Source organism: Clavibacter rahimiani (assembly GCF_052654495.1).
The window spans coordinates 723,731-744,068 of sequence record NZ_CP199790.1 but is presented as its reverse complement, the minus strand read 5'-3'; the positions used below and the strand labels follow the sequence as shown (position 1 = coordinate 744,068).

Annotated in this window: 20 protein-coding genes; 14 read left to right on the top strand and 6 right to left on the bottom strand. The window is 74.0% G+C overall.

The genetic code is table 11. The features are described from left to right. Positions 1–82: 82 nt before the first annotated feature. Together trxA and ACT7CP_RS03740 are read right to left on the bottom strand one after the other, a co-directional pair. The gene (trxA, locus tag ACT7CP_RS03745) at positions 83–484 is read right to left on the bottom strand and encodes a thioredoxin (protein WP_307503311.1); all 402 of its coding nucleotides are present in this window, start codon (positions 482–484) and stop codon (positions 83–85) included. An 83-nt stretch (positions 485–567) separates the two neighbouring features. Further along, on the bottom strand, positions 568–2,715 hold the full coding sequence (locus ACT7CP_RS03740) for an ExeM/NucH family extracellular endonuclease (protein WP_445443429.1): 2,148 nt from the start codon (positions 2,713–2,715) through the stop codon (positions 568–570). 320 nt (positions 2,716–3,035) lie between these two features. Between ACT7CP_RS03740 and ACT7CP_RS03735 the strand changes: the two genes are divergently transcribed. The 14 genes from ACT7CP_RS03735 (at position 3,036) to ACT7CP_RS03670 (ending at position 15,352) form a co-directional block, all read left to right on the top strand. Further along, on the top strand, positions 3,036–3,953 hold the full coding sequence (locus ACT7CP_RS03735; RefSeq protein WP_445443428.1) for a sugar phosphate isomerase/epimerase family protein: 918 nt from the start codon (positions 3,036–3,038) through the stop codon (positions 3,951–3,953). A gap of 61 nt (positions 3,954–4,014) precedes the next feature. Further along, a complete protein-coding gene (iolG, locus tag ACT7CP_RS03730) occupies positions 4,015–5,022 on the top strand; it encodes an inositol 2-dehydrogenase (RefSeq protein WP_413962540.1) in 1,008 nt (335 codons plus the stop codon). Between the two features lie 250 nt (positions 5,023–5,272). Then, complete coding sequence (locus ACT7CP_RS03725; protein ID WP_445443427.1) at positions 5,273–6,250, top strand: sugar ABC transporter substrate-binding protein; 978 nt, start codon at positions 5,273–5,275, stop codon at positions 6,248–6,250. Positions 6,251–6,332: 82 nt separating this feature from the next. Beyond that, on the top strand, positions 6,333–7,376 hold the full coding sequence (locus ACT7CP_RS03720) for an ABC transporter permease (RefSeq protein ID WP_307503324.1): 1,044 nt from the start codon (positions 6,333–6,335) through the stop codon (positions 7,374–7,376). Beyond that, positions 7,373–8,290 (top strand): ATP-binding cassette domain-containing protein, encoded by a 918-nt coding sequence (locus ACT7CP_RS03715; protein ID WP_445443426.1) that lies wholly within the window; start codon positions 7,373–7,375, stop codon positions 8,288–8,290. Before ACT7CP_RS03720 ends, ACT7CP_RS03715 begins: the two co-directional genes overlap by 4 nt. 53 nt (positions 8,291–8,343) lie before the next feature. Next, the gene (locus tag ACT7CP_RS03710; RefSeq protein WP_413962537.1) at positions 8,344–9,105 is read left to right on the top strand and encodes a GntR family transcriptional regulator; all 762 of its coding nucleotides are present in this window, start codon (positions 8,344–8,346) and stop codon (positions 9,103–9,105) included. A gap of 77 nt (positions 9,106–9,182) precedes the next feature. Continuing rightward, positions 9,183–9,527: a hypothetical protein gene (locus tag ACT7CP_RS03705; protein ID WP_445443425.1), complete on the top strand. Its 345-nt coding sequence runs from the start codon at positions 9,183–9,185 to the stop codon at positions 9,525–9,527. Between the two features lie 485 nt (positions 9,528–10,012). Beyond that, positions 10,013–10,357: a DUF7882 family protein gene (locus tag ACT7CP_RS03700; RefSeq protein ID WP_413962535.1), complete on the top strand. Its 345-nt coding sequence runs from the start codon at positions 10,013–10,015 to the stop codon at positions 10,355–10,357. A gap of 62 nt (positions 10,358–10,419) precedes the next feature. After that, positions 10,420–10,707, top strand: a complete 288-nt coding sequence (locus tag ACT7CP_RS03695) for a hypothetical protein (protein WP_445443424.1) — start codon at positions 10,420–10,422, stop codon at positions 10,705–10,707. An 89-nt stretch (positions 10,708–10,796) separates the two neighbouring features. After that, on the top strand, positions 10,797–11,498 hold the full coding sequence (locus ACT7CP_RS03690; protein ID WP_445443423.1) for an ANTAR domain-containing protein: 702 nt from the start codon (positions 10,797–10,799) through the stop codon (positions 11,496–11,498). A 79-nt stretch (positions 11,499–11,577) separates the two neighbouring features. After that, on the top strand, positions 11,578–13,314 hold the full coding sequence (locus ACT7CP_RS03685) for a dihydroxyacetone kinase family protein (RefSeq protein ID WP_445443422.1): 1,737 nt from the start codon (positions 11,578–11,580) through the stop codon (positions 13,312–13,314). Between the two features lie 31 nt (positions 13,315–13,345). After that, positions 13,346–13,807 (top strand): ribose-5-phosphate isomerase, encoded by a 462-nt coding sequence (locus ACT7CP_RS03680; protein WP_307503343.1) that lies wholly within the window; start codon positions 13,346–13,348, stop codon positions 13,805–13,807. 3 nt (positions 13,808–13,810) lie between these two features. After that, on the top strand, positions 13,811–14,623 hold the full coding sequence (locus ACT7CP_RS03675; protein ID WP_445443421.1) for a triose-phosphate isomerase family protein: 813 nt from the start codon (positions 13,811–13,813) through the stop codon (positions 14,621–14,623). A gap of 18 nt (positions 14,624–14,641) precedes the next feature. After that, the gene (locus ACT7CP_RS03670) at positions 14,642–15,352 is read left to right on the top strand and encodes a GntR family transcriptional regulator (RefSeq protein ID WP_445443420.1); all 711 of its coding nucleotides are present in this window, start codon (positions 14,642–14,644) and stop codon (positions 15,350–15,352) included. A 30-nt stretch (positions 15,353–15,382) separates the two neighbouring features. Here ACT7CP_RS03670 and ACT7CP_RS03665 read toward each other — a convergent pair whose 3' ends face one another. The 4 genes from ACT7CP_RS03665 to iolB form a co-directional block, all read right to left on the bottom strand. After that, on the bottom strand, positions 15,383–16,336 hold the full coding sequence (locus ACT7CP_RS03665; RefSeq protein WP_445443419.1) for a 3-hydroxyacyl-CoA dehydrogenase family protein: 954 nt from the start codon (positions 16,334–16,336) through the stop codon (positions 15,383–15,385). Further along, positions 16,333–17,349 carry a sugar phosphate isomerase/epimerase family protein gene (locus ACT7CP_RS03660; protein WP_445443418.1) on the bottom strand — a complete coding sequence of 339 codons (1,017 nt, stop codon included), beginning with the start codon at positions 17,347–17,349 and terminating at the stop codon, positions 16,333–16,335. The genes ACT7CP_RS03665 and ACT7CP_RS03660 overlap by 4 nt, the downstream gene beginning before the upstream one ends. An 85-nt stretch (positions 17,350–17,434) precedes the next feature. Then, the gene (gene iolD, locus ACT7CP_RS03655) at positions 17,435–19,351 is read right to left on the bottom strand and encodes a 3D-(3,5/4)-trihydroxycyclohexane-1,2-dione acylhydrolase (decyclizing) (protein WP_445443417.1); all 1,917 of its coding nucleotides are present in this window, start codon (positions 19,349–19,351) and stop codon (positions 17,435–17,437) included. Next, entirely contained in the window at positions 19,348–20,322 is a 975-nt protein-coding gene (gene iolB, locus ACT7CP_RS03650; RefSeq protein WP_445443416.1) for a 5-deoxy-glucuronate isomerase, read from the bottom strand. The genes iolD and iolB overlap by 4 nt, the downstream gene beginning before the upstream one ends. Positions 20,323–20,338 lie beyond the last annotated feature (16 nt).

Here is a 20,338-nt window from a genome sequence, read left to right as displayed (position 1 = left end):
CGACGGGGCGGTGCGGGCGGTGGGGACGCGGACGGCCCCTCCCCGGGTGGGGAGGGGCCGTCCGTCGCGGTGCGGGTGCGGATCAGACGGCGGTCGGGTCCGCGCTCGCGCCGGGCGTCGCCGCCGCGGCCTCGGCGGCCGCCTGCTCCTTGAGGGCGGCCACGTCGACGGCGCGCACCTCCTGGATCAGCGACTCGAGCGCCGGGGCGGGCAGCGCGCCGGCCTGGCTGAAGATGAGCGTCTGGTCCTTGAAGATCATCAGCGTCGGGATGGCGGAGATGTTCGCCTGCTGCGCCAGGAACTGCTGCGCCTCGGTGTCGACCTTGCCGTGGACGATGTCGGCGTGCTTCTCGCTCGACTGGTCGAAGACGGGGGCGAACTGCTTGCACGGGCCGCACCAGTCGGCCCAGAAGTCGACGACGACGATGCCGTTCTGGTCGACGATGCTCTCGAAGTTCTCGGCGGTGAGCTCGGTGGTGGCCATGGTGCGTCCTCTTCTCGTGTCGCTCGTGCGGTCACGGGGTGCAACCGGGACGCGCCCCCGCGCATTCCACGCGGGGGCGGCGGCTACCAGACGAGGACGATGGACGGCCAGACCGTGCTCGACCCGCGGGCCTGGTCGCCGCCGGCGTACGACGCGGTGAGCAGGTGGATGCCGCGGGAGAGCTTCGGGAGCGTCACGGTGGCGCGGCCCGCGTCGGCCGCGGTGAGGTCGACGGAGGCGATGGCGCGACCCCGGTCGAGGATCTGCACGCGGCCCGTGGGCACGGCGCCGCCCGCGGTGAGCCGCACGGAGTACTTGACGGGCTGACCGCTCCGGACGAGCAGGCGGTCGGCGTACCCGACGAGCGTCGACGCGTCGCGGACGGTGTCGAGGCCCACCTTCACGGGGTCGTGGTCGCTCGAGCGGAAGGCGCTGGATCCGTCCGTCGCCCAGCCGGAGTACTCGCGCTCGGCCCACTCCGGCGCGTTGACGTCCCACACGCCCACGCCCGTCACGCTGGCGGCGCCCGCGCCGGTCGCGAGGACGTGGTCGAGGGATCCGACCTCGCCGTCGAACGAGTACGTGCGCTCGCCCGGCGCGCGGTCGGCGACGAGGTCGACGAAGCCCGCATCGCGGAGCACCTGGATCGGGTCCTCCTGCGCGTAGGCGTTGAAGTCGCCGAGGAGGTAGAGGAGGTCGGATCCGCTCGAGGCCTGCAGCTCGACGGCGAGGCGCGCGACGGCCGTCGCCTGCGCCACGCGGTCGGCGTTGAAGAAGCCCTGGCCGTCGGCCGGCTGCGTGCCCGAGCCGGACTTCGACTTGAAGTGGTTCGCGACCACCGTGAACGTGCGGTCGTCCCCGCGGAACGACTGCGCGATCGGCTCGCGGGCGTTGCCCCACACCGTCTCGTCGACCTGCGTGGCGGCGGCGCCGACGGGCGTCACGGCGTCCGCGCGGTAGATGATCGCGTTCTGGATCTCGTCGGTCGGCGTGGTCGCGAGCACCGCGGGGGTGCGCACGTAGTCCCACACCGCGGATCCCGCGGCGTCGTTGAGGCCGCGCACGAGGTCGGCCGTCGCGGTGTCGGCCGGCTCGCCGAACCGGGTCGAGTTCTCGATCTCCATGAGCGTCACCACCTGCGCGTCGAGCCCGGTGATGGCCGTCACGATCTTGGCGCGCTGGGACCGGAGCTCCTCGGCGGTCTGCGCGCCGCGCTCCCCCAGCGTCGTGAAGTAGTTGAGGACGTTGAAGCCGGCGATGCGGACGTCGCCGCCGACCTCGGGCGAGGACGCGGGGCGCGGGTTCCCGCTCGTGAAGGTCGGCACGCGGCCGGCGGCGCCGAGCGAGGTGAGGGGCGTCGTGGGTTGGAGGCGCCAGTCGTCGAAGCCGTAGGCGAGCACGTAGGGCGTCTGCGGGAAGACCGGGACGTCGCCGTTCCGGACCACCTGCTCGGCCGTGTAGTACGGCTGCGTCGCGCCGGCCGGGTAGGCCGCGTTCGACAGCTGGATGTTGAAGCCGTCATCGAGGAGGAGCCGGCGAGCGCGGTTGTCGGCGGCGATGCGGTCGGCCTCGGCGCCGGGGCGCACCTGGTCGGTGGACTTGACGGGCAGCTCGGCGCCCGCGCTCAGCCACAGGGTGCCGAAGTTCTCGAGCTGGTGCGCGGATACGACGCGGTACTCGCCCGTGGGCGTGACGAGCATGCTCTCGAGCGACTCGCGGTCGGCGCCGCGGAGCGTGTCGGGCAGCGGGGTGGCGGCGGGGACGCCGACGGCGGCCTGGACGAGCTCGGTGGCGGTCGCGGCGACCTGGGTCTGGCCCTGGCGCTCGGAGGCGGTGCCCGTGACGCGCACGAGGTCGCCGATCGCGACGGCGGGGGCGGCGCTGCCGAGGTAGACGAAGACGCCGTCGGAGGCGCCCGGCGTCGCGTCGGCCGCGCCGCCGCTGCCCGCGGTCTGGATCACGATGCCCGCGTAGCCGCTGACGCCGCGGTAGTCGGCGGTGACGACGCCCTCGACGGTCACGACCTGGCCGGCCAGCGGCGTCGCGCTGCCCGTGCCCTGCACGTCGGCGATGGAGACGGTCGCGGCCTCGGCGGGCGACGCGACGAGCGCGGACAGGCCGAGGGCCAGGGCGGTGGCGACGGCGAGCGGGCGGGCGGCGCGGCGGGCCGTGCGGGATCCGGGCCCCCGGCCGGCGGATGCGCGTGCGGTCTCGGTGTCAGTGTCGGTCATGGCGTCGGCCCCCTCGGCGTCGCGGGTTCCCCCGTATGGGGGATCACCGGTCGAGCGTAGGCCGGGCCGTACCCCGGACGACGGGCCGCAACCGGATCGTCACCGGCCGGACATGCGATGGCCGCGCCGACGCGCGGCCCGGGCGAGGCCGTGGCGGAGGGCGTCAGCCACGTACTATCGTCAGGACAAACATCCGCCCCGGCCCGAGGAGCAGTGCGACGCCGCATGGTCCAGACCCGCATGATCCCCGACTCCCGCGCCGCCGCCGGCACCGCCGCCCGCGCCGCCTCGACCGCCGCCCGCGCGACCGGATCCGCCGCGTGAGGGCCACCGTCGCCGGCGCCCCCGTGAGCTTCGGCGTGTTCGAGCTCACGCCCGAGGGCGCCGAGGTGGTCGGCCCCGACGACATGGTGGAGGCGCTGGCGGAGGCCGGCTACGCGGGCATCGACCTGGGACCGGTCGGCTACCTCGGCCGCGGCCGGGAGCTCCGCGACCGGCTCGCCGGCGCCGGCCTCGAGCTCGCGGGCGGCTGGATCCAGCTCCCCCTCTCCGACGACGAGGCCTTCGAGGCGTCCCTCCCCGAGCTGCACGCGTCGCTCCGCGTGTTCCAGGAGGCCGCGGAGGCCGGGCCCGCGCGCCTGCCGCTGCCGACGCTCGCCGACGCCGGATCCGCGGTGCGCGCCGCCGCCCCCGGCCGCGGCGCCGAGGCCGACCCGCTCGACGACGCCGCCTGGTCGCGCCTCGTCCGCAACACGGCGCGCGCCGCCGCGATCACGCGCGCCGCCGGCTTCGAGCCGACCTTCCACCACCACGCGGGCACGTTCGTCGAGTCCCCGGCGGAGGTCGACCGGTTCCTCGACGCCGTCGACGTGGGGCTGACGCTCGACACCGGCCACCTCGTGATCGCGGGCGGCGACCCGGTCGAGGCGATCGCGCGGTGGGGGTCGCGCATCACCCACCTGCACCTCAAGGACGTCGACGGCGCGGAGCTCCGGCGCGTGCTCGCCGCGGGCGGCGGCATGCGCGAGGTGTGGTCGTCGGGCGCGTTCGCGGCGTTCGGCCGCGGCGACGTCGACCTCGCGAGCGTGATGACCGCGGTCGACGCGCTGGACTACGACGGCTGGGTGGTCGTGGAGCAGGACGTGCTCAACGCCCCCGACGCCGACATCGGCGCCTTCCGCGCCGAGCGCACGGAGGACCAGCGCGTCAACCGCGAGGCCCTCTGCGCGTGGGCCTGAGCCGCACACGCACCCGCACCCGCACGACCCCCGCACCACCACGAGACACGAGGACGGCGACATGACCACCACCCCCCTGCGCTTCGGCCTGATCGGCACCGGCCGCATCGGCCAGGTCCACGCCGCCAACATCGCCGCGGACCCGGACGCCGAGCTCGCGTGGATCTGCGACCCGTTCGCCGACGGCGCCCTCGCCCTCCAGGCGCGCTTCGGCGGCACGGTCACCGAGGACGCCGTCCGGATGATGGCGTCCGGCGAGATCGACGCGGTCCTCATCGCGTCGCCCACGCCCACGCACGTCGACCTCATCGCCGCCGCCATCGACCACGGCCTGCCGGTGCTGTGCGAGAAGCCCATCGACCTCGACATCGCGCGCGTCGACGCCCTCCTCCCCCGCGTCCGCTCCTCCGGCGTGCCCGTCGCGCTCGGCTTCAACCGGCGCTTCGACCCCGCGTTCGCGGAGGCGCGCGCCCGGGTGGCCGCGGGCGAGATCGGCGAGCTGGAGCAGCTGTCGATCGTGAGCCGCGACCCGGCCGCGCCGCCGGCCGCCTACGTGGCCGTCTCCGGCGGGATCTTCCGCGACATGACCATCCACGACCTCGACATGGCGCGCTCCTTCCTGCCCGACATCGTCGAGGTGCAGGCGACGGGATCCACGACCTTCGATCCGGGCGCCCGCGAGCACGGCGACTTCGACACCGCGGTCGTGACCCTCCGCGCGTCGAGCGGCGCGCTCGTCGTCATCACGAACTCGCGGCACAGCGCGGTGGGCTACGACCAGCGGATCGAGGCGTTCGGCGCGCGCGGGTCCCTGCAGGTCGCGAACGCGCTCACGAGCCTCGTCAGCGTCTCGACGGCCGTGAGCGTCGAGGGCAAGCCGCCGTACCAGGACTTCTTCCTGGAGCGCTACGCCGCGGCGTACGTGGCGGAGCTGCGTGCCTTCATCCGGTTGGCGCGCGGCGAGGCGTCCGACAGCCCGACGTTCGAAGACGGCCGCGCGGCGCTCGTCCTCGCGGACGCGGCGCAGCGCTCGGCCGTCGAGCGGGTGGCGGTGCCCGTCTCCCTCTGACGCCGATCCGGTCCCTCCGACGACGCCCTCCCGCGCGACCGCGGGCCGGGCGTCGTCGTCGCGCGCGGACGCGGGCCTGCGGCAGGGCAGACTGGCAAGTCGGACCGGTCGAGCCGGCCGGACGACGCGGGTCACGACACGGACTCGTCTTGTCAGTATGTATTGACAATCGGCACGGCCGGGGCGAGGATCGCCCCGACGACGACGTCCAGGACCCCCCTGCGGGCGTCCGCCCGACAAGGAGCATTCGATGAAGAACAGATCCCTGGCCTCCCTCGGCCTCGTGGCCGCGGCCGGCCTCCTCCTCACCTCGTGCGCGGGCACCGGCCAGGAGGCCGCGCCCACGGCCGGCGGCGGCAGCGGAGGCGGCGACCTCACCTTCGCGGTCGTCACGCACTCGGGCCCCGGCGACGCGTTCTGGGACCGCGTGAAGTCCGGCGCCGAGAAGGCGGGCGCCGACTACGGCGCGACGATCACCTACAACGCGGACCCGGATCCGGCGAAGCAGTCCCAGCTCATCGACAACGCGGTCGCGCAGCAGGTCGACGGCATCGTGGTCTCGATGGCCAACCCGGACGGCCTGAAGGACAGCATCGAGAAGGCGGTGGCCGCGGGCATCGCCGTCGTCACCATCAACTCCGGCATCGAGCGGTCGGCGGAGTTCGGCGCGATCACCCACATCGGCCAGAGCGAGACGGTCGCCGGCGAGGCGGTCGGGAAGCGCCTCGGCGACGCGGGGCTGACGAACGCGCTGTGCGTCATCCAGGAGGCCGGCAACGTCGGCCTCGAGGAGCGCTGCTCCTCCGCGGCGAGCGCCTTCCCCGGCCAGATGGCGAACCTCCAGGTCGACGGCACGAACGACGCCGAGGTGAAGGCGACCATCAAGTCGAAGCTGCAGGCCGATCCCTCCATCGACGGCGTGCTCACGCTCGGCGGCCAGTACGCCATCGACGCGGTCGGCGCGGTGGAGGAGTCGGGCAGCGACGCGCAGGTCGGCACGTTCGACCTCTCGGAGGACGTCGTCAGCGCGGTCGAGGCCGGCACGATCCTCTTCGCGGTCGACCAGCAGCCGTACGTGCAGGGCTTCCTCGGCATCACGGCGCTCGACCTGAACGCCACCAACGGCAACGTGATCGGCGGCGGCCAGCCCGTCTACTCCGGCCCCGCGTTCGTCACGAAGGACGACGCGGCCCAGGTCGCCGAGTTCGCGAAGAACGGCACCCGCTAGGCGACCGGGCCGGTCGCACCCGACGCGACCGGCCCGCCCCACCCGCACCGCCCTCCCCCACGCTCACCGAAGGAGCCCCACGTTGACCACGACGGACATCGTGACGATCGCCACGAGGCCGCGCCTCGAGAACAGGCCGATCCGCAAGATCCTCGCCCGGCCGGAGATCGGCGCCCTCGTGGCCGCCCTCGCCGTGCTGGTGTTCTTCTCCCTCTACACGCCGCAGTTCCTCACGCTCGCCGGCGCGGGCGTGTGGCTCGAGTCGGCCTCGACGTTCGGGATCATGGCGGTCGCCGTCGCGATGCTCATGATCGGCGGCGAGTTCGACCTCTCCGCCGGCGTCATGACGGGCTTCTCGGCCCTGGTGGTCGGCATCCTCACGTCGCACTACGGGCTCAGCATCTGGGTGGCCGTGGTCGTCTCGCTCGCCGCAGCCCTCGCGGTCGGCGCGCTCAACGGCTTCCTCGTGATGAAGACCGGCCTGCCGAGCTTCATCGTGACGCTCGGCACGTTCTTCGCCCTCGCCGGCGTCGACCTCGCGGTGACGAAGCTCATCACCGGCCAGGTCGCGATCCAGGGCATGACGAAGGTGCCGTCCTACGACGCCATACAGCCGGTCTTCGGCTCGTCGCTGCAGATCGGCGGCGGCACGTTCTACGTCTCCGTGCTGTGGTGGTTCCTCGTCGCGGCGGTCGCCACCTGGATCCTGCTGCGCACGCGCGCCGGCAACTGGATCTTCGCGGTCGGCGGCGCCAAGGAGTCCGCCCGCCAGGTGGGCGTCCCGGTCTTCAAGACGAAGGTCGGCCTCTTCATGGGCACCGCGGGCGCGGCCTGGCTCGTCGGCATGATCTCGCTGTTCCGCACCTCGACGGTGCAGGCGAACACGGGCGTCGGCCAGGAGTTCATCTACATCATCTGCGCGGTCGTCGGCGGGTGCCTGCTCACGGGCGGCTTCGGCTCGGCCATCGGCGCCGCGCTCGGCGCCCTCATCTACGGCATGGTCTTCCAGGGCATCACCTTCGCCCAGTGGGACACCAACTGGCTGCGCACGGTGCTCGGCGGCATGCTGCTCGCCGCGGTGCTCCTCAACAACCTCGTGCGGACGCGGGCGGGAGGCGGACGATGAGCACCGACGTCGATCCCGCCGCCGCCTCCGCGCCCCTCGCCGGCGCCGTCCCCGGTGCGGCGGAGCAGGCCGGCGGACGCCCGACCCCGGCGCTGCCGCCCGTCGGCGCGACGATCCTCGAGGTCCGCGACATCGGCAAGAGCTACGGCGCCGTCAACGCGCTGACCGGCGTCTCGACCGTGGTCAACGCCGGCCAGGTCACCTGCGTGCTCGGCGACAACGGCGCCGGCAAGTCGACCTTCATCAAGATGCTCGCGGGCGTGCACGCGCCGAGCGAGGGGACGATGCTCCTCGACGGCGAGCCGGTCGTGCTGGGCTCCCCGCGCGCCGCCCTCCAGGCCGGCATCGCGACCGTCTACCAGGACCTCGCGGTCGTGCCGCTCATGCCCGTCTGGCGGAACTTCTTCCTGGGCTCCGAGATCACCAAGGGGAAGGGGCCGTTCCGCCGGCTCGACGTGGCGGCCATGAAGGCCATCACGCACGAGCAGCTCGCCCAGATGGGCATCGACCTCCGCGACGTCGACCAGCCCATCGGCACGCTGTCCGGCGGCGAGCGCCAGTGCGTCGCCATCGCCCGGGCGGTGCACTTCGGCGCCCGCGTGCTGATCCTCGACGAGCCGACCGCGGCACTCGGCGTCAAGCAGTCGGGCGTCGTGCTCCGCTACATCGCGCGCTCCCGGGATCAGGGGCTCGGCGTGGTCTTCATCACCCACAACCCGCACCACGCGTTCCCGGTGGGCGACCGGTTCCTGCTGCTCAACCGCGGATCCAGCCTCGGCACGTTCGAGAAGGACGAGATCACGCTCGGCGAGCTCACGAGCCTCATGGCCGGCGGCGCGGAGCTCGACTCGCTGGCCCACGAGCTCGCGCGCGACGCCGGCCCGGACGGGGGCCGGGGACCGGCGGTCGCCTGAGCCGCCCCGTGGAAGGATGAGACGTTGACCTGACCAGCGAGGGAGCGATCCACGTGACGCAACCGGAGCAGATCCTGCCCCCCGACCTGTTCCTCGCGCTCGACCGCTCGGGCCCGGTGCCGCTCTACTACCAGGTGGCCAACCTGCTGGAGACGGCGATCCACGACGGCACGCTGCCGGCGGGCGCCCGGCTCGAGAACGAGATCGCGCTCGGCAACCGGCTCGGGCTCTCGCGCCCCACCATCCGCCGGGCGATCCAGGACCTCGTCGACAAGGGCCTGCTCGTGCGCCGCCGCGGCATCGGCACGCAGGTCGTGCACGGCCGCGTCACCCGCAACGTCGAGCTCACGAGCCTCTACGAGGACCTCGAGCGCCAGGGGCAGACGCCGCGCACCGAGATGCTGTCGTCCTCGCGCGGCACGGCCGACGACCGGATCGCGGAGTCGCTCGGCGTCGAGGTCGGCAGCCCCGTGCTGCACCTCACGAGGCTCCGCACGGCCGACGGCGTGCCGCTCGCGATCCTCGACAACGTGCTCCCCGAGCCCTTCGTCGACCTGGATCCCGCGGACCTCGCCACCCACGGCCTCTACCAGCTGCTGCGCGGGCGCGGCGTGATCATGCGGGTCGCCAAGCAGCGCATCGGCGCCCGCGCGGCGACCGCGTCGGAGGCCCGCCTCCTCGACCTCCCGCGCGGCGGCGCCGTGCTCACCATGTCGCGCACGGCGTTTGACAGCTCGGGCCGCGCGGTGGAGCACGGGCAGCACTGCTACCGGCCCGACCTGTACTCGTTCGAGATCACGCTCGTCGACCGGTAGGCGCCCCGCCGCCCTGCTCCTCCCCCCGGGAGTCAAGGCCCGATGCGATCCGCGGACCCGCGTCTAGCCTCGCGCCCATGAAGCACATCACCTACGCCGAGAAGTCCCTCCTGCTGGGCGACGACGCCGCCGATGCCCTCATCGCGTACGCCGCCCTCCTCGCCACCCACGGCCGCGGCGACAGCGTCACCCTCCGCGCCCTCAGCTCCGACGGGGACGAGGTCGACGCGACCTTCCTCCTCACCGCGGGAGCGCCGCTCATGGCCGAGACCGCGTCGACCCGGTTGCCCGAGCCCGAGAACGCCGACGCCGTCGCGCGCATGCGGGCGCAGATCGACCGCATGGAGTCGCCGGACCCCGTGGTCGCCGGGGACGCGGACTGGAACGCGGAGATGGACCGGGAGGTCTTCTCGCTGGAGTGAGGCTTGTACCCGGTCGCGGGTTCGCGAGTCAAGGGTCGACCCCATACCGGCAGGATCACGTCACCGCGGCTACCTTCGGTCTCAGGATCGTGTACCCGCACGAACCCGATCGGAGACCGTGACCGCCCTCCTCCCCCGAGGGCCATCGTCGCGCGATCCTGCCTGCGGCGTACCCGGATGACGCCGCGGGACGAGCCCGGGACGACGCCCCCCCCCCCGCGTCGCCCCGGGCTCCCTCTCCCATCGCGCCCGGGCTCCCGCTCGCGCGACCCGGATGGATCCGGACCCGCGGTCGGGATGTCAAGGGTCGGGACCGGATGCGGCGTCCCGGGAAGGGCGTGATTAGGCTCGATCCACGCCCTGGAGCAGCGCCCTGCGCCCTCATCGCGTCGACGCGTCCGGGCACATCCGTCCCGGGATGCAGGGTGCACCGTGCTCCCACGTGGGACGTCCCCGCGGAACGAGACCCCGAGAGAGAGCCGCGCATGGGCCACCTCATCTACGACTCCCGCACCCGCACCGAGCTGGACGACCGCGCGCTCGCGCACCTGCAGATCGTGATCGTCAACAAGCTCCGTCGTCGGGAGTCCTTCACCTTCTCGTGGAAGAACCCCGCCTCGGAGGGCGACGGCCGCCGCACCATCTGGATCGCGCCGGAGATCCCCCTCGAGTTCGTGTACCTCGGCGGGCGCGCGCCCGCCATCAACATGGCGTGGGTCGAGGCCATGATGCTCGCGGCCAACACCTCCGCCGGGCTCCACCTCGTGCGGGAGCCCGCGGCGGCGCCCGCATCCTCCTCCCCACCCGCGTCGCCGCACGCCTCCAGCTGACCCCTCCACCCGCCGGCGCGCCGCGTCCGGCCGGACACGAACGACCCATAAGAAAGGCCTCCATGGCCCTCACCAACCTGCCGTACGACGACGAGCGGATCGTCGAGGGCGTCACCGCGGCCACGGCCCGGCACACCGAGACGCGCGACGTGAAGGTCGACTTCACGGGCGTCGGGGTCACGGCGGACGACACGGCCACCATCACCGCGACGCTCACCTGGACGGTCTCCGCGGCGGACGCCGTGCGGATCCTCGACGCCGCGCGCGTCGGGCCGGAGGAGGTCGCCGGCTCGGACGCCGACGACCACGCCGTCGCGCTCGACCCGTCGGCCGCGGCCGGCACCGCCTAGGAGCACGCGTGGGGCGGATCGGCGGCCCGCCCCGCCTCGTCGCGATGCCGCCGGAGCCGCACCGGCCTGACCTGGATGGAGTGACCCCCATGCCCGACGACATCTTCAGCACCCTGGCCGACTCCCTCGCGGGGGCCGACGTCCTCGACGTCCTGGCCGACCTCGTGCACGCGAGCACGCGGCTCACCTCCGCCAGCGAGGGCGGCATCGTGCTCGTCGACGGCGCCGGCGACCTGCACGTCGTGGCCTCCACCAGCGAGCGCGCGGCCGACGTCGAGGAGGCGCAGCTCGGCACCCTCGAGGGCCCGTGCCTCGACTGCGTGCGGGACGGCGTGGTCGTGGAGGTGCCGGACCTCGACGACCGCCTCGAGTCCTGGCCGCGCTTCTCCCGCATCGCGGAGGAGAGCGGCTTCCGGGCCGTGCACGCGACGCCCCTGCAGCTCCGCGGCCGCACCCTCGGATCCATCTGCCTGTTCTCGTCGGAGCCCGGCGCGCTCAGCGACCGGGACGCCGCGCTGGTCCAGACGCTCGCCGACATGGCGACCTTGAGCATCCTGCAGCAGCACGCGCTCGACCGCAGCACGGCCCTCGGCGACCAGCTGCAGCGCGCGCTCGACAGCCGCGTCGTCATCGAGCAGGCCAAGGGCGCGATCGCGCAGCGGCTGGGGATCTCGGTGGACCAGGCGTTCGGCCTGCTCCGTCGGCAGGCCCGGTCGACGTCGCGCCGGCTCCACGACGTGGCCGAGGAGGCTCTCCGATCCGAGGGCCGCGTCGAGGGTCGCACCGGCTGAGACGGGTCCCGCGCCCTTCCGGTGCGGATCCAATATCCTATAGGATCTCCTCACGTGCTCGACGAGGAGGACATGGCGGATGACCCGACTGTGGAACGACCCGGCGGACTTCGCCGACGACATGACGGCCGGCTTCGTCCGCGCCAACGGCCGCTGGGTGCGGCGGGTGCACGGCGGCGTCTCGCGCTCGACCCGCTCCGCCGAGCCCGAGGTGGCGGTCGTCATCGGCGGCGGCTCGGGCCACTACCCCGCGTTCGGCGGGCTCGTGGGCCCCGGCCTCGCGCACGGCGCCGCGATGGGCAACCTCTTCGCCTCGCCCTCCGCGCACCAGGTCGAGTCGGTGATCCGCACCAGCGAGCAGGGCCGCGGCGCGCTCCTCCTCTACGGCAACTACGCCGGCGACGTGCTGCACTTCGACGACGCCCAGGAGCGCGTGCGGGCTGACGGGATCGACTGCCGCACCGTCGTCGTCACGGACGACATCTTCAGCGCCGGGCCCGACGAGCAGGCGAAGCGCCGCGGGATCGCGGGCGATCTCACCGTCTTCAAGGCGGCGGGCGCCGCGTCCGCCGCGGGTTACGACCTCGACGGCGCCGAGCGCGTCGCCCGGCTCGCGAACGAGCGCACCCGGTCGATGGGCGTCGCCTTCACGGGCTGCACGCTGCCGGGCGCCGACGAGCCGCTGTTCTCCGTGCCCGAGGGGCGGATGGCGATCGGGCTCGGGATCCACGGCGAGCCCGGCATCGACGAGACCGACATCCCCTCCGCCGACGGCCTGGCCGAGCTCTTCGTGCGGCACCTGCTCGCCGAGGCCGAGGTGCCGGACGGCGTGGAGGTGCGCGGCGCCCGGGTGGTCCCCGTGCTCAACGGCCTCGGATCCGTGAAGAACGAGGAGCTGTACGTCGTGTTCACGCGCGTCGCGGACCTGCTGGAGGAGGCGGGGATCACCCTCGTGGACCCGCAGGTCGGCGAGTTCTGCACCAGCTTCGACATGGCCGGCGCCTCCCTCACGCTCTTCTGGCTCGACGAGGAGCTGGAGCGGCTGTGGAGCGCGCCCGCCGACACCCCCGCCTTCCGCAGCGGCGCGTTCGACGGATCCGCGCTGCAGCCCGTCGACGCCCGCGAGGACGACGAGGTGGACGCGGCCATCCCGGACGCGACCGAGGCGTCCCGGCGCACCGCCGCCCGCGTGGCTCAGGCCCTCGACGCCGTGCACCGGGTCGTCGCCGAGCACGCCGACGAGCTCGGTCGCCTCGACGCGGTCGCGGGTGACGGCGACCACGGCATCGGCATGCTGCGCGGATCCCGCGCGGCGTCCGAGAAGGCCGCCACGGCAGTCGAGGCGGGCGCCGGCGCGCGCACCGCCCTCCGGCTGGCCGGCGACGCCTGGTCGGACAAGGGCGGCGGCACGTCCGGCGCGCTGTGGGGGCTGATCCTCCAGGCGCTCGGGGACGCGCTCGACGACCAGGCTGCGGACGCCGCCTCGGGCGAGGCGGTCTCCCGCGGCGTGGGCGACGCGCGCGACGCCGTCATGGGCCACGGCAAGGCGTCCGTGGGCGACAAGACCATGGTCGACGCGCTCGTGCCGTTCGCGGACGTGCTCGCCGCTCGGGTCGCCGCGGGCGCGCCCCTCGCGGACGCGTGGGCCGACGCGAGCGCGGCGGCGCAGGAGGCCGCGGACGCGACCTCTGCGCTGAAGCCCGGCATGGGACGCGCGCGATCGCACGGCGAGCGCTCGGTCGGCACGCCCGACCCCGGCGCCGTGTCGCTCGCGCTCATCACCGCGGCCGTGGGCCGCACCCTCGCCGACCGGTGAGGGACATCGCACGAGACACCAGGAGGACCGGATGACCAGGACATGGCGCATCGTCGTCGGCTCGGACGACGCGGGCTACCAGCACAAGGAGGCGCTCAAGGCTGACCTCGAGGCGAGCGACCTCGTGGAGTCGGTGGTCGACGTGGGCGTCGACGCGGACGGGCACACCGCCTACCCGACCGTCGCCACCACAGCGGCGGAGATGGTCGCGCGCGGCGAGGCCGACCGGGCGCTGCTCGTGTGCGGCACCGGGCTGGGCGTCGCGATCGCGGCGAACAAGGTGCCGGGGATCCGCGCCGTCACGGCCCATGACTCGTACTCGGTGGAGCGCAGCGTGCTCTCCAACGACGCGCAGGTGCTGTGCATGGGCCAGCGCGTCATCGGGCTGGAGCTCGCGCGGCGGAACGTGCGCGAGTGGCTGACGTACGAGTTCGACACCTCGAGCGCGTCGGCCGAGAAGGTCGAGGAGATCCGCGCGTACGAGGCGCGGTAGGCCGTGGCCGAGCCCGCGTCGCCCGCCGCGCCCCCGACCGTCGTCGGCGTGAGCCTGAAGATGTACTTCGGGCACGCGCGGACGCTCGCGTGGTGCCGGGACGTCGCGGGCCTCGCGCGCACGCATCCGGCGGTCGCGTCGGGCGCGGCCGAGCTCGTGGTGCTGCCGTCGTACCTGGCGGTGCCCGCGGCCGTCGGGATCCTCGACGGCGTCGCCCGGGTGGGCGCGCAGGACCTCGCGACCGAGGACGCCGGCGCCTTCACGGGCGAGGTGTCCGGCGCGCAGATCCGCGAGGTGGGCGGATCCTTCGTGGAGGTCGGGCACGCCGAGCGGCGGCGCCTGTTCGGCGAGACGGACGAGGTCGTGCGGCGGAAGGCCGACGCGGCGCTGCGGGCCGGGCTCGTGCCGATCCTGTGCCTCGGCGAGGAGGCCGTGCAGGAGCCGGCCGATGCCGCGCGGGAGTGCGTCCGGCAGCTCGACGACGCGCTCGCGCTCGCGCAGGAGGCCGGGCACGGCGGACGGATCGTCGTCGCGTACGAGCCGCAGTGGGCGATCGGCGCGGACGAGCCCGCGTCGGACGCGCACATCCGCGCCGTGTGCCGGGAGCTGCGCGCGCACGTGCGGGGGCTCGGGGCGCACCCGGGATCCGCGGTCATCTACGGCGGCACCGCCGGACCCGGGCTCCTCACCCGCATCGGGGACGACGTCGACGGGCTCTTCCTCGGCCGCCGGGCCCATGACCCCGCGGGCGTCGCGGCCGTCCTCGACGAGGTGCACGCGCGCGCGACCGGACGGGCGGCGCCCCCGGGCGCCTGAGACCGGCAGACTGTCCTGGTGACCTCCGGCCTCCCCCTCGACGCGACCTCGATGACCGCGCGGCAGGGCCTCCGCGACCGCGTCTACGACCTCGTGCTCGACATGCTCATGGGATCCCAGATGGAGCCCGGCTCCCGGCTCGCCATCGACCAGATCGCCCGCGACCTCCACGTCTCGCCGACGCCCGTCCGCGAGGCGCTCGTGCAGCTGGAGCGCACGGGGCTCGTCGCGCGCGAGGCGCACAAGGGCTACCGGGTCGCGCCGCCCATCGCGGGCGAGCAGCTGGAGGCGCTCTTCGACGCGCGCATCGTGCTCGAGGGCGGGGCGACGGCCCTCGCCGCGGCGGATCCCGGGCGCCTCGTGCCCGCGCTCGAGGAGGCCCTCGCCGCGCACGAGGAGACGACCGCCCGGATCCGCGCCGCGGGCGACGGCGCCGACATGCCCGTGGGCCTCATCCGCGAGTACTTCGTCGTCGACTGGGACTTCCACCACCGCGTCTTCGAGGCGACGGGCAACCCGTTCCTCCTCGACATGTCCGAGGCGATCTCCACGCGCGTCCACCGCATGCGCCAGACGATGCGCACGGGCGTGCACGACGCCCACGACGCCGTGCACGAGCACCGCGCGGTCATCGACGCGGTCGCCGAGGGCCCGGAGGCCGCGGCCGCCGCGATGCGCGCCCACATCGAGCGCGTCCGGGAGCGGTCGCGGCGCGACGCTGACGGGTGACCGGACCCGGGGATCCGGCCGCCGCCGGGATCACCCGATCGGCGCCGGCCCCAGCTCGTCCATCAGCTTCTTGATCGCCACGTACGCCTTGTTCCGGTACGCCACGAGCGCCTCGGTGCGCTCGGCGGGCACGTCGAGGTAGCCGGCGCCCGTCTTGGTGCCGTACTCCCCCGCGTCCACGTGGGCCTGGAGCGACGCCGGCGTCGCGAAGCGCTCAGGCCAGCGGGTCTGCAGGGACGCGTAGCAGGACGCGTACACGTCGAGCCCGGCCATGTCGGCGATCGCGAACGGGCCGAACACCGGCAGGCGGAAGCCGAACGTGGTGCGGACGATCGTGTCGATGTCCTCGGGCGTCGCGATGCCCTCCTCCACGATCTGCGTCGCCTCGTGGAAGAGCGCGTACTGGAGCCGGTTGAGCACGAAGCCCGTCGAGTCCGTCACGCGCGCGGTCTCCTTGCCCGTGGCGGCCACGAGCTCCTCCACGATCGCGATGGCCGACTCGGCCGTGCCCGCGTGCGGGATCAGCTCGACGCCCGGGATGAAGGGCGCGGGGTTCGAGAAGTGCACGCCGAGGAAGCGCTCCGGGTTCGTCACGGCCTCGGCGAGCGAGGAGATGAGGATGGTGGAGGTGTTGGATCCGATGACGGCGTCGGGGCGCGCGGCCGCCGAGATCCGACGCAGCGTCGCGTGCTTGATCTCGAGCTTCTCCGGGACGGCCTCCTCGATGAGGTCGGCGTCGGCGACGGCCTCCTCGATGGACGCGGCCGGCGTCACGTTCGCGGCGATCCGCTCCACGGCGTCGGCCGGGAAGAGCCCGTCCGCGACGAACCGCTCCGCCTCCTGGAGGAGCCGCGCGTGGTTGGCGACGGCGATCTCCTCCGAGATGTCGGCGATGCGCACCTGCGCGCCCGCCAGCGCGAGCACCTGCGCGATGCCGCCGCCCATGTAGCCGGATCCGACGATGGCGATCTTCCTGGCGGTCATGACGACCCCTCCTGTCCTCGTGCGCCCTGCGGGAGCAGGGTGCGGATGTAGTCGCGGTTCTCCGCGCAGACGCCGAGGCTGTCGCCGCCGTACTGCTCGGTGAGGATGATCCCGTCGAAGCCGAGCTCGACCGCGTCGCGGATCACCTGCCGGTAGTCGATGAGGCCCGACCGCATGGTGGTGGGCACCGAGGTGGCCCAGCTCCCGTCGGCGGCCTCGTCGCGCATGTAGTTCTTCACGTGCCAGTAGTTCGCGTACGGCAGCGTCTTCGCGTACAGCTCGCGCCAGCTCTCGACCGGGCGGTGCAGGCGGATGAGGTTCGCGACGTCGGGGTTCAGCCCGACGTTGTCGAGCCCGATCTCCTCGACGAGCCGCACGGCGCTGTCGGCCGTGCCGAGGTAGGTGTCCTCGTACATCTCGAGCGCCATCCGGAGTCCGAGGTCGGCGGCGTGCCGGCCGAGCTCGCGGAGGCGCGTGACGGCGGCGTCCCACACCTCGGGGTCGTCGGGGTCCTTCGGGCCCTCGGCCGTCCAGAACCACAGGGCCTTCCGCTGCGCGTCGCTGAACGGCTGGTGCAGGCCGGTGGAGAAGACGTCCATGCCCATCTCGGCGATCGCGTCGATGGTGCGGTGCGCGTAGGCGAGGTTCCGCTCCTCGTGCCCCGGCATGATCACGCTCTGCCGCTGCAGGTGCACCGACGGGATGCCGACGCCGTGCGCGCGGGCGACGGAGACGAGCTCCTCGCGGCGGGACGGCTCGAGGTCGGCGGGGCGGATGTGGCTGTCGGCCAGCTCGGCGAGCGTGAAGCCCTCGCGCGCGATGTCGGCGAACATGCGGTCCCAGACGGCCGCGTCGGCGTCGTGGAGGGCGGTGCCGTCGCGTCCCACGGTGGCGAAGGAGTGGAGGCAGGTGGCGATGGGCCAGTCCTCGGCGGTGAACGCCGGTCCGCCGGAGGATCCCGGGGTCGTCGCGCTCGGCGCGCTCGGCGCGGGGGTGGCGGGGTTCTCCGGCATGCTGCTCCATCGCGGTCGTCGGGTCCCGGATGCCCGGGATCCAGATCCTATAGGAAATAGCATCCTGACGGCCAGGCCCGCCGCGTCACCCCAGCAGCGGCCGCTGCGCCTTCCTCTTCTCCACGTACTCGGCGTGCGCGGCCTGCGTCGACGGCATCTCGGAGACGCCGGGCACGGGCACGTCCCACCAGCCCTCGCCGTCGGGGCCGTAGACGAGCGGGTCGCTCTCGATGTGGATCACGGTCGTGCGGTCGGACGCCTTCGCGCGCCGCACGGCCTCGCCGAGCTCGCGGGTGGCGTCGTGCCCGGGCGCGATCTCGATGACGTCGACGCCGTAGCTGCGGGCGTTCGCCGCGAGGTCCACGGGGAGCGGCTCGCGGCCCTCGAAGGCGCGCGTCGCGGGGTCGAGCGAGCGGTAGCGGGTGCCGAAGCGCTCCGTCCCGACCGTCTCGGACAGGTGGCCGATGGAGGCGTAGCCGTGGTTCTGGATCACCACGACGATGATCTTGAGGCCCTCGGCCACCGCGGTCACGAGCTCCGTGTGGAGCATGAGGTACGAGCCGTCGCCGACCATGACGATCACGTCGCGGTCGTCGCCGAGCGCCTCCGCGCCGCGCTTGACGCCGAGGCCGCCGGGGATCTCGTAGCCCATGCACGAGAACGCGTACTCCACGTGGTAGCCGAGCGCGTCCCGCACCCGCCAGAGCTTGTGGAGGTCGCCGGGCAGGGATCCGGCCGCCTGCACGACGACGTCGCGCGGGTCGCTCGCGGCCTGGACCGCGCCGATGATCTCGGGCTGGCCGGGCAGCACGGCGCCCGTGGGGGCGAGCGCGCGGTCGACCGCGGCGTCCCACTCGCGCTTCTCGCGGGCGATGCGCTCCGCGTACGCGGGGTCGACGCGCGTGCCGGCGAGCGCCGCGGTCAGCGCCTCCAGCGTCTCGCGCGCGTCGGCCACGACGGGCAGCTGCGTGCCGTGCTTGTAGGCGTCGAAGGGGGCGACGTTGACGTTGACGAAGGTCACGTCCGGGCGCTGGAACGCCGTGCGGCTCGCGGTCGTGAAGTCGGAGTAGCGCGTGCCGATGCCGATGACGACGTCGGCCTCGGCGGCGAGGCGATTGGCGGCGGTGGATCCGGTCGCGCCGATGCCGCCGAGGTACTGCGGGTGGTCCCACGCGAGCGCGCCGCCGCCGGCCTGCGTCGTGCCGACGGGGATCCCCGTGGCCTCGGCGAAGCGGAGGAGGGCCTCCTCGGCCGCGGAGTAGATCACGCCGCCGCCCGCGACGATGAGCGGGGTCCGGGCGTCGCGGATCGCCTGCACGGCGCGCGCCAGCGGCCCGCGCTCCGGCAGCGGCCGGCGCAGGTGCCACTCGCGCGGCGCGAGGAACGCGTCGGGCACGTCGAGCGCCTCGGCCTGCACGTCCTCGGGCAGCGCGATGGTCACGGCGCCCGTCTCGGCGGGGTCGACGAGGACGCGCATGGCCGCGAGCGCGATCGAGTACAGCTGCTCGGGCCGCTGGACGCGGTCGAAGAAGCGCGACAGCGGGCGGAACGCGTCGTTCACGGTGATGCCGATGTCGTGCGGCATCTCGAGCTGCTGCAGCACCGGATCCGCGACCCGGGTCGCGAAGGTGTCGCTCGGCAGGAGGAGCGCGGGCAGCCGGTTCGCCGTGGCGAGGGCCGCGCCCGTCAGCATGTTCGCCGCTCCCGGCCCGACCGACGCGGCGCTCGCGTAGGTCGCGAGCCGGCGGTGCATGCGCGCGTAGCCGACCGACTGGTGCACCATCGCCTGCTCGTTGCGGGCCTGGTGGTACGGCATGAGGTCGGGATCCTGCGCGTGGGCCTGCATGAGCGCCTGGCCGATCCCGGCGACGTTGCCGTGGCCGAAGATCCCGAAGACGCCGGGGATGGTGCGCTCGCGGTGGTCGCCGTCGACCGTCCACTGGTTCGCCAGGAACGCGACGAGCGCCTGGCTGACGGTCATGCGGGTGGTGGGCTCGGTCATCGGCTCGGGGCTTCCTGGTCGGGGGCGGACGCGGCGGGGGCCTCGGCGGCGGCCGCCGCGGCGGGCTCGGCCGTGAACGGCAGGCGCGGGTCGATCCCCTGCCCGGCCCACGTGCCGCGGATCCAGCCGTGCGCGGGGTGGTCGGCGATGAGCCAGGCGCGGTCCGCGCCGGGGCCCGCCATGACGTTGAGGTAGTAGAGGTCGTAGCCGGGCGCCGCGACCGCGGGCCCGTGGTAGCCGTACGGCACGAGCGCGACGTCGCCCGTGCGCACCACGGCGTCGATCGCGATCTCGCCCGCGGGCGAGGACGACGTGTGGAAGAGGCCGAAGGGATCCGCCCCGGCGGGCGCGTCCAGCCCGCGGCCGACCGCGGACTCGAAGTAGTAGACCTCCTCGAGCCGCGACTCCTCCCCTGGCCGGTCCTCGTCGTGCTTGTGCGCCGGGTAGCTCGACCAGTTCTCGGCCGGCGTGACGACCTCGCAGACGATGAGGCGGTCGGCGTCGAGGGACCCCGGCGTGCCGGGCGTCCCGAAGTTGTGGACCTGCCGGCTCGACCGCCCGGCGCCGCGCAGCTCCACGGACACGTCCTCGCGGGCGATCCGGCGGCTCGGCACCACGCGCGTCGCGGGCGCCTCGGCGACGGCGACGCGGCCGGATCCGGTGAGCACCGCGCTCGACGCGCACGACAGGTAGAGCACGTCCGTCGGCCCGGCGAACACCGAGGCGCGCCCGTCGAGGTCGGTGACGCGCTCGTCGCCGTCGCCCTCCCGGTGCCGCACGGCGAAGGATCCCGCGAGCGGCACGACCATGCGCTCGACGCCCGCGGCGGGCAGCTCCAGCGCGTCCCCGTCGCCGAGCACCGCGACCCGGAGGCCCGTGTGCTCCCAGCCGGGCAGGGTCGCGTCGACCACCGTCTCCCAGCCGTCCCGGCCGAGGCTCCCGCGGGGGTGCAGCCACTCGTTCGTCGTCATGCTCGTCTCCGTCGTC